The 14,446-nt window shown below is 68.4% G+C and carries 13 protein-coding genes; 6 read left to right on the plus strand and 7 right to left on the minus strand.

Annotated features, from left to right (window positions below; translation table 11 throughout):
- Positions 1-79: 79 nt before the first annotated feature.
- On the minus strand, positions 80-1,588 hold the full coding sequence (dnaB, locus tag RWE79_RS19810) for a replicative DNA helicase (RefSeq protein WP_475941399.1): 1,509 nt from the start codon (positions 1,586-1,588) through the stop codon (positions 80-82).
- Positions 1,589-2,043: 455 nt separating this feature from the next.
- Here dnaB and RWE79_RS19815 point away from each other — a divergent pair, with 455 nt between their 5' ends.
- Complete coding sequence (locus tag RWE79_RS19815; protein ID WP_475941400.1) at positions 2,044-3,414, plus strand: MATE family efflux transporter; 1,371 nt, start codon at positions 2,044-2,046, stop codon at positions 3,412-3,414.
- A gap of 77 nt (positions 3,415-3,491) precedes the next feature.
- Here the strand turns inward: RWE79_RS19815 and rplI are convergent, their stop codons facing one another.
- The 4 genes from rplI to rpsF form a co-directional block, all read right to left on the minus strand.
- Positions 3,492-3,941: a 50S ribosomal protein L9 gene (gene rplI / locus RWE79_RS19820; protein WP_475941401.1), complete on the minus strand. Its 450-nt coding sequence runs from the start codon at positions 3,939-3,941 to the stop codon at positions 3,492-3,494.
- Between the two features lie 17 nt (positions 3,942-3,958).
- Positions 3,959-4,195 (minus strand): 30S ribosomal protein S18, encoded by a 237-nt coding sequence (gene rpsR / locus RWE79_RS19825; RefSeq protein WP_055590023.1) that lies wholly within the window; start codon positions 4,193-4,195, stop codon positions 3,959-3,961.
- Positions 4,196-4,238: 43 nt separating this feature from the next.
- Positions 4,239-4,850 (minus strand): single-stranded DNA-binding protein, encoded by a 612-nt coding sequence (locus RWE79_RS19830; RefSeq protein ID WP_475941402.1) that lies wholly within the window; start codon positions 4,848-4,850, stop codon positions 4,239-4,241.
- Between the two features lie 61 nt (positions 4,851-4,911).
- Positions 4,912-5,202: a 30S ribosomal protein S6 gene (gene rpsF, locus RWE79_RS19835; protein ID WP_329315540.1), complete on the minus strand. Its 291-nt coding sequence runs from the start codon at positions 5,200-5,202 to the stop codon at positions 4,912-4,914.
- A gap of 264 nt (positions 5,203-5,466) precedes the next feature.
- Between rpsF and RWE79_RS19840 the strand changes: the two genes are divergently transcribed.
- From RWE79_RS19840 to RWE79_RS19850, 3 genes are all read left to right on the plus strand, one after another.
- A complete protein-coding gene (locus tag RWE79_RS19840; RefSeq protein WP_475941403.1) occupies positions 5,467-5,802 on the plus strand; it encodes a hypothetical protein in 336 nt (111 codons plus the stop codon).
- Between the two features lie 75 nt (positions 5,803-5,877).
- A complete protein-coding gene (locus RWE79_RS19845) occupies positions 5,878-6,999 on the plus strand; it encodes a lipid II:glycine glycyltransferase FemX (protein WP_475941404.1) in 1,122 nt (373 codons plus the stop codon).
- Between the two features lie 20 nt (positions 7,000-7,019).
- Positions 7,020-8,051: an alanine racemase gene (locus tag RWE79_RS19850; RefSeq protein WP_475941405.1), complete on the plus strand. Its 1,032-nt coding sequence runs from the start codon at positions 7,020-7,022 to the stop codon at positions 8,049-8,051.
- Between the two features lie 40 nt (positions 8,052-8,091).
- Here the strand turns inward: RWE79_RS19850 and RWE79_RS19855 are convergent, their stop codons facing one another.
- Together RWE79_RS19855 and RWE79_RS19860 are read right to left on the minus strand one after the other, a co-directional pair.
- The gene (locus RWE79_RS19855) at positions 8,092-9,510 is read right to left on the minus strand and encodes a glycosyltransferase family 87 protein (RefSeq protein WP_475941406.1); all 1,419 of its coding nucleotides are present in this window, start codon (positions 9,508-9,510) and stop codon (positions 8,092-8,094) included.
- Positions 9,511-9,638: 128 nt separating this feature from the next.
- A complete protein-coding gene (locus tag RWE79_RS19860; protein ID WP_475945950.1) occupies positions 9,639-11,894 on the minus strand; it encodes a transglycosylase domain-containing protein in 2,256 nt (751 codons plus the stop codon).
- 811 nt (positions 11,895-12,705) lie between these two features.
- On the opposite strand from RWE79_RS19860, the gene RWE79_RS19865 reads away from it, so the two are divergent.
- Entirely contained in the window at positions 12,706-13,308 is a 603-nt protein-coding gene (locus RWE79_RS19865; RefSeq protein ID WP_475941407.1) for a PadR family transcriptional regulator, read from the plus strand.
- A gap of 36 nt (positions 13,309-13,344) precedes the next feature.
- Positions 13,345-14,427, plus strand: coding sequence for an inositol-3-phosphate synthase (locus tag RWE79_RS19870; protein WP_475941408.1), 1,083 nt, complete (start codon positions 13,345-13,347; stop codon positions 14,425-14,427).
- The last annotated feature ends 19 nt before the right edge of the window (positions 14,428-14,446 follow it).

Below are 14,446 nucleotides of genomic sequence, written 5' to 3' on the forward strand. Positions count from 1 at the left end.
TCCCATGTCAGTTCGGCCAATCAGATGACATTGCGACTGAGAAAATGACACGGAATTTGAGAACCTACACACATTTCCCTCAGGTCTGTGCCATGTCCACAAAGCGCGAATAATGGCCCTGGAAGGCCACGGTGATGGTCGCCGTGGGGCCGTTTCGGTGCTTGGCGACGATCAGGTCCGCCTCGCCGGCGCGGGGGGACTCCTTCTCGTACGCGTCCTCGCGGTGGAGCAGGATGACCATGTCCGCGTCCTGCTCGATGGAGCCGGACTCACGGAGGTCGGAGACCATCGGCTTCTTGTCGGTGCGCTGCTCGGGGCCACGGTTCAGCTGCGACAGCGCGATCACCGGGACCTCCAGCTCCTTGGCGAGCAGCTTGAGGTTACGGGACATGTCCGAGACCTCCTGCTGTCGGCTCTCGGGGCGCCGGGAGCCGCCCGCCTGCATCAGCTGGAGGTAGTCGATGACGACCAGCCTCAGGTCGTTGCGCTGCTTGAGGCGGCGGCACTTGGCGCGGATCTCCATCATCGACAGGTTGGGCGAGTCGTCGATGTAGAGCGGTGCCGCCGAGACGTCCGGCATACGGCGGGCGAGCCGCGTCCAGTCGTCGTCCGTCATCGAACCGGACCGCATGTGGTGCAGGGCGACCCGGGCCTCCGCCGACAGCAGACGCATCGCGATCTCGTTGCGGCCCATTTCCAGGGAGAAGATGACGCTGGGCATGCCGTTGTTGATCGAGCAGGCGCGGGCGAAGTCCAGGGCGAGAGTGGACTTACCCATGGCGGGGCGGGCCGCGATGACGATCATCTGGCCGGGGTGCAGCCCGTTGGTGAGGGAGTCCAGGTCGGTGAAGCCGGTCGGGACGCCGGACATCTGGCCGCTGCGCGAGCCGATGGCCTCGATCTCGTCGAGAGCGCCTTCCATGATGTCGCCCAGCGGGAGGTAGTCCTCGCTGGTGCGCTGCTCGGTGACGGCGTAGATCTCGGCCTGGGCTGAGTTGACGATCTCGTCGACGTCGCCGTCGGCGGCGTATCCCATCTGCGTGATGCGCGTGCCGGCCTCGACCAGGCGCCGCAGCACCGCCCGTTCGTGGACGATCTCGGCGTAGTACTCGGCGTTGGCGGCGGTGGGCACCGCGTTGACGAGCGTGTGCAGGTACGGCGGCCCGCCGACCTTGGTGAGCTCGCCGCGTTTGGTCAGCTCGGCGGCGACGGTGATGGGGTCGGCGGGCTCGCCCCGGGCGTAGAGGTCGAGGATGGCGGCGTAGATGGTCTCGTGGGCGGGGCGGTAGAAGTCCGCGCCCTTGAGGACCTCGACGACGTCGGCGATGGCGTCCTTGGACAGCAGCATGCCGCCGAGGACGGACTGCTCGGCGTCCAGGTCCTGCGGCGGTACGCGTTCGAAGCCGCCGGAGAAGCCCGATTCGTCGCGGCGGCTGTCGCGGGAGTCCCGGGAATCGCGGGAGTCGTCCTTCTTGCGGAAGCGGGAGACGGGGAGCCGGTCGCCGGGGCCGGTGTCCGGGAGTGCCGCGTCAGGGGGGAAGGGGGATTCCTCTCCCCAGTGATCGTCCGTGGGTTCGGGCTGGCTCACCCCCGTCACCTCCTCCCGTGCTGCAGACGCCGTCCGTGCCGCTGTCGTGCCGCTGTCCGTGCTGCTGTGTGCCTGATTCTGTACGTCTTCCTACGCCACAGCTCCGAGCATCCGAGCGCGCGGGCGACGGTCCACGGTAGGGGTGTCGGGGGCTGTCGGCCAAGACGGTTATCCACAGGCGCGGGGACAGCCTGGGGACGAAAGTGCCCACCCCTGTGGACAAGCCGCTCCAACCTGTGCACAAGGCGGGGGACAGCCACGTGGACAACCACACAATCGCCCAATGACCACCGCCCTGACCTGCGGATTCGTCATCCATAGACTGTGGACAAGAAAAACTTTCACGACTGGTTCACCGTCGCGACAAACGGCACGGAGGAGATCACTCTGTGCAGTCGTCCGTAATGGATGGATGCCACTTGCGGTCATTACATGTGGATGATTACCCTGAGCCAATGACACAGGCGGACGAAGAGCTCCGGCACAGCCCCCGGCGGCAGGACCGGGAGATCGTCGCTCTCGCCCTGCCCGCCTTCGGAGCGCTCGTCGCCGAGCCGCTCTTCCTGCTCGCCGACAGTGCCATCGTGGGCCATCTCGGCACCGCGCAGCTCGCCGGGCTCGGGGTGGCCGCGACCTTCCTCGCCACCGCCGTCGGGGTCTTCGTCTTCCTCGCCTACGCCACCACCGCCGCCGTGGCCCGCCGGGTCGGCGCGGGCGATCTGCCCGCGGCCATCCGTCAGGGCCTGGACGGCATCTGGCTGGCGCTGATCATCAGCGCCGTCGTCGTCGCCGCGGCGATCCCGGCCGCGCCGGCCCTCGTCGACGCCGCCGGCGCCTCGGCGACATCGGCTCCGCACGCGGTGACCTATCTGCGGATCAGCGCCCTCGGCATCCCGGCGATGCTGGTGATCTTCGCCGCCACCGGTGTCCTGCGCGGCCTCCAGGACACCCGCACCCCGCTCTACGTGGCCGTGGGCGGCTTCGCCGCCAACGCCGCGCTCAACCTGGGCCTGGTCTACGGCGCCGGCCTGGGCATCGCCGGCTCCGCCTGGGGCACGGTCGTCGCGCAGAACGCGATGGCCGCCGTCTACGTCGCCGTCGTCGTACGGGGCGCCCGCAGACACGTGGTGGGCGGCGGATCCCGGCGGGGGTGGCGGACCGCGCTGCGGCCGGACGCCGCCGGGATCCGGGCCTGCGCCAGGGCCGGCGGGCCGCTGCTGATCCGTACGCTCTGTCTGCGGGGCATCCTGCTGATCGCCACCGCCGTGGCGGCCCGGCTGGGTGACGTCCCGATCGCCGCCCACCAGGTCGCCTTCACCCTGTGGACGCTGATGGCCTTCGCCCTCGACGCCATCGCGATCGCGGGCCAGGCGATCATCGGCCGCTACCTCGGCGCCGACGACCCGGCCGGCGCCAGGGCGGCCTGCCGCCGCATGGTGCGGTGGGGCGTGCTCTCGGGCATCGTGCTGGGTCTGCTGCTGGTCGTGGCCCGCCCGCTGGTCGTGCCCCTGTTCACCGGCGATCCGGCCGTCCGGGGGGCCCTGGTCCCGGTGCTGCTGCTGGTCGCCCTGACCCAGCCGCTGATGGGGGTGGTCGCCGTCCTCGACGGTGTGCTGATGGGCGCCGGCGACGGCCGCTACCTGGCCTGGTCGATGCTGGTCACACTGGCCGTCTTCACCCCGGCCGCCTTCGCGGTCCCCGCTCTCGGCGGCGGCCTGACGGCCCTGTGGTGGGCGATGACGCTGATGATGCTCACCCGGACGGCCACCCTCCAGCTGCGGGCCCGCTCCGGGAAGTGGCTGGTGACCGGCGCCGTACGGGCCTGAGCCGAGCCGCACAGCGGCAACGCGGGCCCGGAACCTGGGAGGTTCCGGGCCCGCGTTGTCACTGCGTGGTGCCTGCGTCAGGCAGCAACGACCTCGACGTCGATGCTGGCCGTGACCTCGGGGTGCAGACGCACCGAGATCTTGTGCGAGCCCAGCGTCTTGATCGGCGAGCCGATCTCGACACGGCGCTTGTCCACGTCCGGACCGCCGGCGGCCTTGATGGCCGCGGCGATGTCGGCCGGGGTCACCGAGCCGAACAGGCGGCCGGCGTCACCCGCGCGGGTGGCCAGCTGAACCTTGACGCCTTCGAGCTGGCCCTTGATGGAGCTGGCCTGCTCGACGGTCGCGATCTCACGGATCCGGCGCGCACGGCGGATCTGCGCGACGTCCTTCTCGCCACCCTTGGTCCACGCGATCGCGAAACCGCGGGGGATCAGGTAGTTACGGGCGTAACCCGGCTTGACGTCGACAATGTCGCCGGCAGTGCCGAGGCCGCTGACCTCGTTGGTGAGGATGATCTTCGACATGCTTGATTCACCCTCCCTTAGCGAGCGGTCGAGGTGTAGGGCAGCAGCGCCATCTCACGGCTGTTCTTCACGGCCGTGGCGACGTCACGCTGGTGCTGGGTGCAGTTGCCGGTGACACGACGGGCACGGATCTTGCCGCGGTCGGAAATGAACTTCCGCAGCAGGTTCGTGTCCTTGTAGTCAACGTAGTTGATCTTGTCCTTGCAGAACACGCAAACCTTCTTCTTAGGCTTGCGAGCAGGCGGCTTCGCCATGATCTCTCTCCAGTGTGATCAAGAAGTTTTCGCGGATCCGCCCCTAGAAGGGCGGCTCGTCCGAGTAGCCGCCGCCGGAGTTGCCGGAGCCGCCGCCCCAGCCACCACCGCCGGAACCGCTGCCCTGGCCACCACTGGCCGGAGCGCTGGTCGCCCACGGGTCGTCGGCCGGAGCGCCGCCCTGGCCGCCGCCGGAGCCACCGCCCCAGCTGCCGCCCTGGGCACCGCCGCCGGCCTGGCCGCCACCGCCGCCGTAACCGCCGGCCTGGCCGCCGCGCGAGCCGCCGCCACCAGCGGTCTTGGTGACCTTGGCGGTGGCACTGCGCAGGCTGGCGCCGACCTCGTCGACGTCCAGCTCGTAGACCGTCCGCTTGACGCCTTCACGGTCCTCGTACGACCGCTGCTTCAGCCGGCCCTGGACAATGACGCGCATGCCGCGCTGCAGCGACTCGGCCACGTTCTCCGCGGCCTGCCGCCAGACCGAGCAGGTCAGGAACAGGCTCTCGCCGTCCTTCCACTCGTTGGTCTGCCGGTCGAAGGTGCGGGGAGTGGACGCGACACGGAACTTCGCGACCGCCGCACCCGACGGGGTGAAGCGCAGCTCGGGATCGTCGACGAGGTTGCCGACGACCGTGATGACGGTCTCGCCTGCCATGTGGGTGACCTTTCGGCGTTCTTTGGCTGCTCGGTTTCCCGATTGCCTTGAGCCGTCAGGCTCAGTGGGTGTCGGGGCGGAGGACCTTGGTCCGGAGGACCGACTCGTTCAGGTTGAGCTGACGGTCGAGCTCCTTGACAACCTCAGGAGTGGCGTTGAGGTCGATGACCGAGTAGATGCCCTCGGGCTTCTTCTTGATCTCGTAAGAGAGACGACGACGGCCCCAGGTGTCGACCTTCTCGACCTTGCCGCCGCCATTGCGGACGACGCCGAGGAAGTTCTCGATCAGCGGGGAGACAGCGCGCTCCTCGAGATCGGGGTCGAGAATGAGCATCAGCTCGTAGTGACGCATGTGGAACCCACCTCCTTTGGACTCAGCGGCCACGGCATTTCCGTGGCAGGAGGGTTTTTCATCGCGTCGCAACGGTATCGCGGGCCACTGACAATCGAGCTGGACGCTCGTTTGGGCAGCGCAGACACCGGTGCAGACGGTCCACACTACCCGCACCCCGGCTTCCGGTTGAAATCCACCGGGCAAAGCCCTCAATCTGTACACATCGGGTGTGACCGGCGCTACGATGCGCCACCCCGCCACTCTCCATCACCGGAGGTGCCCATGGCACAGGCAGCGCGGCAAGAGTCCCAGCAGCCCTCGCGGTCCCCTCACCGGGTCACGCTCAACAGCGACGGACAACCCCATCCGCTGGAGAACACCCTGGTCGCCGTCACGGTGGCACTGGGGCTGATCTCCTTCGTCACCGCCGGCTTCTACAACCTGCACCTGATCAGCTCCTGGACCGGGCTGCTGGGCGTCCTGGCCGGCGCCTACGGCCAGTACCGGTCGGTGACCACGGCCGAGCGCTTCGCGGTGGTCATCGGCCTCGGCCTGGCGGCGGTCGGCTTCTACCTGGGCATGGCGCACGGAGGACTCTTCGGAGGCGTAGTGGGATAGCCCGGCAGGGGCGTTGCCCGTTCACAGTAGGCTTCGGCGGAGTAAAGGCCGTAGCAGCGATGGGGAGCGCCCCGCATGAGCTTGACCCTGAAGAACATCAGTCGGGAACAGCACCTGGCGTACATCCAGAGCCTTCCTTCGGCAAGCCACTGCCAGGTACCGGCCTGGGCGGACGTCAAGAACGAGTGGCGGTCGGAGAACCTGGGCTGGTTCGACGACAGGACCGGTGAGCTGGTCGGCGCCGGACTGGTGCTGTACCGGCAGCTGCCCAAGGTCAAGCGCTACCTGGCGTACCTGCCCGAGGGCCCGGTGATCAACTGGTACGCGCCCAACCTGGACGAGTGGCTGCGGCCGATGCTGGCCCACCTCAAGCAGCAGGGCGCCTTCACCGTGAAGATGGGCCCGCCGGTGGTCATCCGCCGCTGGGACTCCACCGCCATCAAGGCCGGTATCGCCGACCAGGACGTCAAGCGGCTGCGCGACGTCGAGGCCACCGTCATCGAGCCGCGCGCCTTCGAGGTCGCCGACCGGCTGCGCCGCATGGGCTGGCAGCAGGGCGAGGACGGCGGCGCCGGCTTCGGCGACGTACAGCCCCGCTACGTCTTCCAGGTGCCCCTGGAGGGCCGCAGCCTGGACGACGTGCAGAAGGGCTTCAACCAGCTCTGGCGGCGCAACATCAAGAAGGCCGAGAAGCTCGGCGTCGAGGTCGTGCAGGGCGGCTACGACGACCTGCCGGTCTGGCAGGAGCTGTACGAGGTCACCGCCGTCCGCGACCACTTCCGGCCGCGCCCGCTGTCGTACTTCCAGCGCATGTGGACCGCGCTGAACAGCGAGGACCCCAACCGCATGCGGCTCTACCTCGCCAAGCACGAGGGCGAGGTGGTCGCCGCCGCGACCATGCTGATCGTCGGCGGCCACGTCTGGTACTCCTACGGCGCCTCGGCCAACCACAAGCGCGAGGTGCGCCCCAGCAACGCCATGCAGTGGCGGATGCTGCGGGACGCGTACGCGCTGGGGGCGAGCGTGTACGACCTGCGCGGCATCTCCGACTCGCTGGACGAGAACGACCATCTGTTCGGTCTCATCCAGTTCAAGGTGGGCACGGGCGGCCAGGCTGCCGAATACTTGGGCGAGTGGGATTTCCCGCTGAACAAGCTGCTCCACAAGGCCCTTGACATCTACATGTCCCGCCGCTGAGAAAGGTCTCCGCCCCCGCCATGGCCCTCACCCTGTACGTCGACACCGCACGCTGGCGTGCACACCAGCAGTCCGTGGCGGAGCAGTTCCCCGGCCTCGTCCCCGTCTGCAAGGGCAACGGCTACGGCTTCGGCAACGAACGGCTGGCCGACGAGGCCACCCGGCTCGGCGCCGACACCCTCGCCGTCGGCACCACCTACGAGGCCGCCAGGATCAAGGACTACTTCAGCGGCGACCTCCTCGTCCTCACCCCGTACCGGCTCGGCGAGGAGCCGGTGCCGCTGCCCGACCGGGCCATCCGCTCGGTGTCGTCCGTGGAGGGCGTACGCGGGCTGGTGGGCGCCCGGGTGGTCATCGAGGTCATGAGCAGCATGAAGCGCCACGGCGTGAGCGAGGACGACCTCGTCAAGCTGCACTCGGCGATCGACGACGTACGCCTGCAGGGCTTCGCCATCCATCTGCCGCTGGACCGCACGGACGGCTCCGACGCGGTGGAGGAGGTCTTCGGCTGGATGGAGCGGCTGCGGGCCGCCCGGCTGCCCCTGAACACCATGTTCGTCAGCCATCTGAAGTCCAACGAACTCGCCCAGCTCCAGCAGCAGTTCCCGCAGACCCGGTTCCGCGCCCGGATCGGCACCCGGCTCTGGCTGGGCGACCACGACGCCACCGAGTACCGCGGCGCCGTCCTGGACGTCACACGGATCGCCAAGGGCGAGCGCTACGGCTACCGGCAGCAGAAGTCCGCCGACGAGGGCCATCTGGTGGTCGTGGCGGGCGGTACGTCGCACGGGGTGGGCCTGGAGGCCCCCAAGGCCATGCACGGCCTGATGCCGCGCGCCAAGGGCGTCGCCCGGGCCGGGCTGGCGACCGTCAACCGGAACCTGTCGCCCTTCGTGTGGGCGGGCAAGCAGCGCTGGTTCGCCGAGCCGCCGCACATGCAGGTCTCGATCCTCTTCCTGCCCAACGACGTCGCCCCGCCGGCGGTCGGCGACGAGCTGGTGGCGCATCTGCGGCACACCACGACGACCTTCGACCGGGCCGTCGACCGCTGAGAGACCTCTTACCTCTTACGGCACCGGCCCCGGAGCCGTCTCAGGCGCGGGACGCCTCCGCCGCGCCGCCCAGCACGAACACGTCCTCCGCCTCGTCCAGCACGCCCCCCGAGGGGTCGTCGGAGCCGTCCGCGCGCACCGGGTCCCGCTCCGGGCGGAGCACGTCCCGGACCACCACGGCGCACAGGTACAGCGTGCCGAGCAGATGCAGCCCGATCGCGAGGTCGTAGCCGTCCTGCGGCAGCCCCTTGTTGTTGCCGCCGCTGGTGTAGGCCAGGTACAGCCAGATGCCGAGGAAGTAGGAGACCTCACAGGCCTGCCAGATCAGGAAGTCCCGCCAGCGGGGCCGGGCCAGGGCCGCCAGCGGGATCAGCCACAGGACGTACTGCGGTGAGTAGACCTTGTTGGTGAGGATGAAGGCCGCGATGACCAGGAAGGCCAGCTGCGCGAACCGCGGCCTGCGCGGCGCGCAGAGCGCGAGGGCGCCGATGCCCGCGCAGAGCAGCAGCATCAGGGCGGTGGCGTACGCGTTGGCGCCGGTGATGGTGGTGCCGGTCCAATGGGACAGGACGAGCCAGACCGAGCCGTAGTCGACGCCCCGCTCCTGGCTGAACGTGTAGAACTTCGCCCAGCCGTCGCCGGCGAAGGCCATCACCGGCAGGTTCACCACCAGCCAGGCCAGGACCGCGCCGCCGAACGCCACGCCCCAGGCCCGCATCCGCCCGCCGCGCAGGCAGAGCACCAGCAGCGGGCCCAGCAGCAGCACCGGGTACAGCTTGGCGGCGGTGGCCAGCCCGATCAGGATGCCCGCCGCCAGCGGGCGGCTGCGGGACCACAGCATCATGCCGGCGGCGGTGAGGGCCACGGCGAACAGGTCCCAGTTGATGGTGGAGGTCAGCGCGAAGGCGGGCGCGAAGGCGACGAGCAGCGCGTCCCAGGGGCGGCGGCGGTTGGTGCGGGCCACGCACACCGCGATGATCACGGTGCACACGAGCAGCATGCCCGCGTTGACCATCCAGTAGATCTGCTCCCGCTCCTGGATGGTGCCGCTGTGCGGGGTGAGCCAGGACGCGACCTCCATGAAGGCGCCGGTCAGGACCGGGTACTCCAGGTAGCCCATGCCGCCGGAGACGGCGTCCGGGATGTGGTCGAAGTACGGCACCAGGTCGTCGGCGAAGCCGCGGCCGTAGTAGAGGTGCGGGATGTCGGAGTAGCAGGCGTGCGAGTACTGCGCGTTCGCGCCGTAGAACCAGCCGCTGTCGTAACAGGGGATCTTCTGCACCATACCGAGGGCGAACATCCCGATCGCCACGAGCACGATCACCCGCAGCGGGTTCCACCAGCCCGACCTGCCGATGGCCGCCCAGCGGCCCAGCGGGCCTCCGATGACCTCGCTCCCCGCCCGGGCGACCGGATCCTCCGCCGTCGGCGCCACGGTCTCTTCGCGCACACTCGTCATGCGGGACATCCTGCCCTACGGAGCTGAGCGCGGGCTGTCGCAGGCCGGGAAACGGCCGGGGCCGCGGAGAGCGAGTGCTCTCCGCGGCCCCGGGTGGCTCACGGTCCTACGCAATGCCGGCCGCCTTGCTAGCCGTCATTGCCGCCGATGAAGTTGCCTCCGGTACTGGTGTCCCCGTTGGTGGTGCCGCTGGTGTCCGCGCTCTCCGACTCCGTCGGACTCGCCGAGCTGCTGGTTCCGCCCGTGTCGTCCTCGCAGTTCGGGTTCCACGCCTTGCAGGTCGAGGACGTCGTCGGGCTGGGGGTGGCGGACCGGCTCGGCGACAGCGTCGGGGAGGCGGTCGGCGTGGTGGACGGCGTGATCGTGATGGACGGGCTCGGCGACGGGGCGCCGGACTCGTTCTGGACCTTGCCGATCTTGGTGGCCGCCGGGAACTCCGCGTCGGAGGCGCCCTTGAACGCGGTCTTCATGTACTCGGTCCAGATCGCGGTCGGGATGTCACCACCGTGGATGGACTCGACACCCGCCGTGCCGTTCATGGAGAGCAGCTTGGGCTTCTTCTCGTTCTCCCGGAACATCGCGATCGAGGTCGAGAGCTTCGGGGTGTACCCCACGAACCAGGCCGACTTGTTGCTGTCGGTGGTGCCGGTCTTGCCGGCCGCCGTGAGCCCGAGCGCCTTGGCCTTGGTCGCCGTACCGTTCTGGACCACGTTCTCCAGGACATCGGTGACGTTGTTGGCCACGTTGGGCTCGATCTTCTGGGTGCCCTTGCCCGTCGGCTTGGTGAAGCTGGGCACCTCGGCGCCGTCCCGCTCGACCGAGGTCACCGAGTACGGCTCGGCCTGCTTGCCCGAGGCGGCGAAGGTCGCGTAGGCGTCGGCCATGCGGATCGCGCTCGGGGTGGAGGTACCGATCGAGAACGAGGCGTTCAGCGTCTCGAAGCCGTTGTTGATGCCGGCGTTCTGAGCCATCTTCTGCACATTGCTCAGGCCGACGTCCTCACCGAGCTGCACGAACGGCGTGTTGATGGACTGCTCCATCGCCTTGCGCAGGGTGATGTAGCCCCAGGCGTGATCGCTCTCGTTCTCCTGGTAGAACGGCGTGTTGTCCTTGTTGAGGACATAGCTGCCGTCGGGTTCCTTGATCTTCAAGTGGTCGTTGCCGTTGTACTTGCTCAACGGGTTCACGCCCACGTCGGGGTTGTTGACCGTGCCGTACTGCATGGCGGCGGCGAGAACGAACGGCTTCCACGTCGAACCGACCGGCACACCCGAGGTGTTGGCGTTGTTGGTGAAGTGGTTGTTCTCGTAGCCGGCGCCGCCGTAGATCGCGACGATCTTGCCGTCCCCGGGCACCACGGAGGCACCGCCGAACTGGACGTACTTGTCCTTCTCGCGGGTCTTCGGCTTGATCCGCTCCTTCTTGACCTTCTCCACGGCCTTCTTCAGAGCGTTGACCTTCGTCTTGTCGAAGGTCGTGTAGATCTGGTAGCCGCCCTTGTCGAGCTGGGCCTCCGAGATCTTGGAGTGTTGCAGGACGTAGTTCTTGGCGGTGTCGACGAGATAGCTGATCTGACCGGTCATACCGGCGGTCGCCTTGAGCCCGTCGGGCTCCGGGTACTTCTTGACGGCCTTGTCGTAGTGCTCCTGGTCGAGGTGGCCGTCGTTCAGCATCTCGCCGAGAATCCACTTCCAGCGGTACTCCGAGCGCTCCCGGTTCTTCTCGGCGGTCGCCGCGGTGTCGATCTCGGTGTGGCCGACCGGGTCGTAGTACGTGGGGCCCTTGAGGAGGGCCGCCAGGAAGGCGCACTGACTGTCGTTCAGCTTCTCGGCGTCCACGCCGTAGTAGGTCTGGGCGGCGGCCTGGATGCCGTAGGCGCCGCGGCCGTAGTACGAGGTGTTCAGATAGCCCTTGAGGATTTCATCGGGCGACTTCTTCGCGCGGAGCTTGATCGAGATGAACAGTTCCTTGAACTTACGGCTGACCGTCTGCGACTGGTCGCCCAGGAGCGCGTTCTTGACGTACTGCTGGGTGATGGTCGAACCACCCTGCGTCTCACCGCCCTTGGCCATGTTGACCAGTGCACGGGCGATGCCCATGGCGTCGACGCCGGAGTCGGTCTCGAAGGTCTTGTTCTCGGCCGAGATCACCGCGTACTGCATGGCCTTGGGGATCTTGGCGATCGGCACGATCTGCCGGTTGTCACCGGTACCGGAGGTGGCCATCTGGCTTTTGTCGGCCCAGTAGTAGACGTTTCTCTGCGACGTGGCCGCCGCCAGCTCCTCGTTCGGGACGCCCACCATCGCGTACCCGATGCCGGCGACGGCGATGATGCCGCCGAAGAACGTCAGGCACAGCCCCGTGACGAGCTTCCAGGACGGCATCCAGCGGCGCCAGCCCTGCTTGCCCCAGCGGGGGTAGTCCACGACGCGCCACTTCGGGCGCGGTTTGCCACCCCCGCCCCCGTCCCCACGACCGCCACCGCGGCCGTTGCCGTTGCCGGACCCGCCGCGGCCGCCACCGGGCCCCCCTCCCGGGGGTCCCGAGGGATCGGCGCCACGGCGTCTGCCGCCGCCACCACCACCCTGTTGGGCGCGGCGGGCCGCGGCGCGGCCCTGGTATGGGCCTTCGGGCTCGGCAGGTGCCGGGCCCTGGCCCGGTCCACGGCCCGGCTCGTAGCCCGAGTCGTGCGACTGGGACTGCGGTCGGGCGTCAGGGGCGCCCCGGCGTCCAGCGGACGGCGGGGGCTGCTGCTGCGCGCCGCGCCGGGCGGCTGCGCGGCCACCGCCGGGCGACTGCGGCGGCTTGCGACGGTGCTCGCTCATTGAACAGCTTCTCCTATGACAGGCGGCCAGGCGGCATCGCACCTGAAGGCGGCAAGGAATCCCGGTCCCCCCGGAGTGCGACCGTATCCCCCGATGGCCGCACCACACCAAGGAACAGGACGCTCACTTGCGTCACTCGGTTCCCAGTGCTCTGCATGGCGAACAGAGTACGCACGGTCAAAACGCGCAGCGCACGAACGTTCATCACATAACGGACGGTTGGCACCGTACAGATTTGCCTATGTGACGCCGCTCACGGTGGGCCGCCTTGCCGGACTCCGCAGCCCGTTCTATCGTCGTGATGTATCGAGTCGATACATCAAGGCGAGATAAGTGGCCACGAGGACCTGGGGACGAGGAGGATGCGGGCATGAGCAAGCGCGCCGGCATCCTTGAGTTCGCCGTCCTCGGCCTGCTGCGCGAATCCCCGATGCACGGTTACGAGTTGCGCAAGCGGCTCAACACCTCGCTCGGTGTGTTCCGCGCGTTCAGCTACGGCAGCCTCTATCCCTGTCTCAAGACACTGGTCTCCCAGGGCTATCTGGTCGAGGAGACCGGTGACCCGGAACTCGATCCGCTGCTCGCCGTGCCGCTCGCCGGCCGCCGGGCGAAGATCGTCTACCGGCTCACGGCAGCGGGCAAGGAGCACTTCGAAGAGCTCCTGGCCCACTCCGGCCCCGACGCGTGGGAGGACGAGCACTTCGCTGCCCGTTTCGCCTTCTTCGGCCAGACGTCACGTGACGTACGGATGCGTGTCCTCGAAGGACGGCGCAGCCGCCTGGAGGAGCGTCTGGAGAAGATGCGCGCGTCCCTCGTGCGCACCCGTGAGCGGCTCGACGACTACACGCTCGAACTGCAGCGGCACGGCATGGAGTCGGTGGAGCGTGAGGTCCGCTGGCTGAACGAGCTGATCGAGACCGAGCGAGCCGGGCGGTCCAAACCACCGTCCGGTGAGCCGGACACAAATGACTGATGACGATGAACGATGAACGATAAACAAGGAGCAACCGTGGGTTCGGTTCGCGTAGCCATCGTTGGCGTGGGCAACTGCGCCGCGTCGCTGGTGCAGGGTGTCGAGTACTACAAGGACGCCGACCCGAACGGCCGCGTGCCTGGTCTCATGCACGTGCAGTTCGGCGACTACCACGTACGTGACGTCGAGTTCGTGGCCGCTTTCGATGTCGACGCGAAGAAGGTCGGCCTCGACCTCGCGGACGCCATCGGCGCCAGCGAGAACAACACCATCAAGATCTGCGACGTCCCGCAGACCGGTGTGACCGTGCAGCGCGGCCACACCCTCGACGGCCTCGGCAAGTACTACCGGGAGACCATCGAGGAGTCGGACGACCAGCCGGTCGACATCGTCTCCGTCCTGCGCGAGCAGCAGGTCGACGTCCTCGTCTGCTACCTGCCCGTCGGGTCCGAGAACGCCGCGAAGTTCTACGCCCAGTGCGCCATCGACGCCAAGGTCGCCTTCGTCAACGCGCTGCCGGTCTTCATCGCCGGCACCAAGGAGTGGGCGGACAAGTTCACCGAGGCCGGCGTGCCGATCGTCGGCGACGACATCAAGTCCCAGGTCGGCGCCACGATCACGCACCGCGTGCTCACCAAGCTCTTCGAGGACCGCGGCGTCGTCGTCGAGCGCACCATGCAGCTGAACGTCGGCGGCAACATGGACTTCAAGAACATGCTGGAGCGCGAGCGCCTGGAGTCCAAGAAGATCTCCAAGACGCAGGCCGTCACCTCGCAGATCCCCGACCGCGACCTGGGCGCCAAGAACGTCCACATCGGCCCGTCGGACTACGTGCAGTGGCTCGACGACCGCAAGTGGGCCTACGTCCGCCTCGAAGGCCGTGCCTTCGGCGACGTCCCGCTGAGCCTGGAGTACAAGCTGGAGGTCTGGGACTCCCCGAACTCCGCCGGCGTCATCATCGACGCGGTGCGTGCCGCCAAGATCGCCAAGGACCGCGGTATCGGCGGCCCGATCCTCTCGGCCTCCTCCTACTTCATGAAGTCCCCCCCGGTCCAGTACTTCGACGACGAGGCCCGCGACAACGTCGAGAAGTTCATCCGCGGCGAGGTCGAGCGCTGACCCGTCCGGCTCCTCGCGA

Source organism: Streptomyces sp. RLA131, from assembly GCF_056270125.1.

Excerpts from the sequence above, each read along its gene's own strand:
- rpsR (WP_055590023.1), bottom strand. The coding sequence starts at position 4,195 with ATGGCGAAGCCGCCTGCTCGCAAGCCTAAGAAGAAGGTTTGCGTGTTC.
- rplI (WP_475941401.1), bottom strand. The coding sequence starts at position 3,941 with ATGTCGAAGATCATCCTCACCAACGAGGTCAGCGGCCTCGGCACTGCC.
- rpsF (WP_329315540.1), bottom strand. The coding sequence starts at position 5,202 with ATGCGTCACTACGAGCTGATGCTCATTCTCGACCCCGATCTCGAGGAG.
- RWE79_RS19815 (WP_475941400.1), top strand. The coding sequence starts at position 2,044 with ATGACACAGGCGGACGAAGAGCTCCGGCACAGCCCCCGGCGGCAGGAC.
- RWE79_RS19850 (WP_475941405.1), top strand. The coding sequence starts at position 7,020 with ATGGCCCTCACCCTGTACGTCGACACCGCACGCTGGCGTGCACACCAG.
- RWE79_RS19845 (WP_475941404.1), top strand. The coding sequence starts at position 5,878 with ATGAGCTTGACCCTGAAGAACATCAGTCGGGAACAGCACCTGGCGTAC.
- RWE79_RS19840 (WP_475941403.1), top strand. The coding sequence starts at position 5,467 with ATGGCACAGGCAGCGCGGCAAGAGTCCCAGCAGCCCTCGCGGTCCCCT.
- RWE79_RS19865 (WP_475941407.1), top strand. The coding sequence starts at position 12,706 with ATGAGCAAGCGCGCCGGCATCCTTGAGTTCGCCGTCCTCGGCCTGCTG.
- RWE79_RS19855 (WP_475941406.1), bottom strand. The coding sequence starts at position 9,510 with ATGACGAGTGTGCGCGAAGAGACCGTGGCGCCGACGGCGGAGGATCCG.
- RWE79_RS19830 (WP_475941402.1), bottom strand. The coding sequence starts at position 4,850 with ATGGCAGGCGAGACCGTCATCACGGTCGTCGGCAACCTCGTCGACGAT.
- RWE79_RS19860 (WP_475945950.1), bottom strand. The coding sequence starts at position 11,894 with ATGCCGTCCTGGAAGCTCGTCACGGGGCTGTGCCTGACGTTCTTCGGC.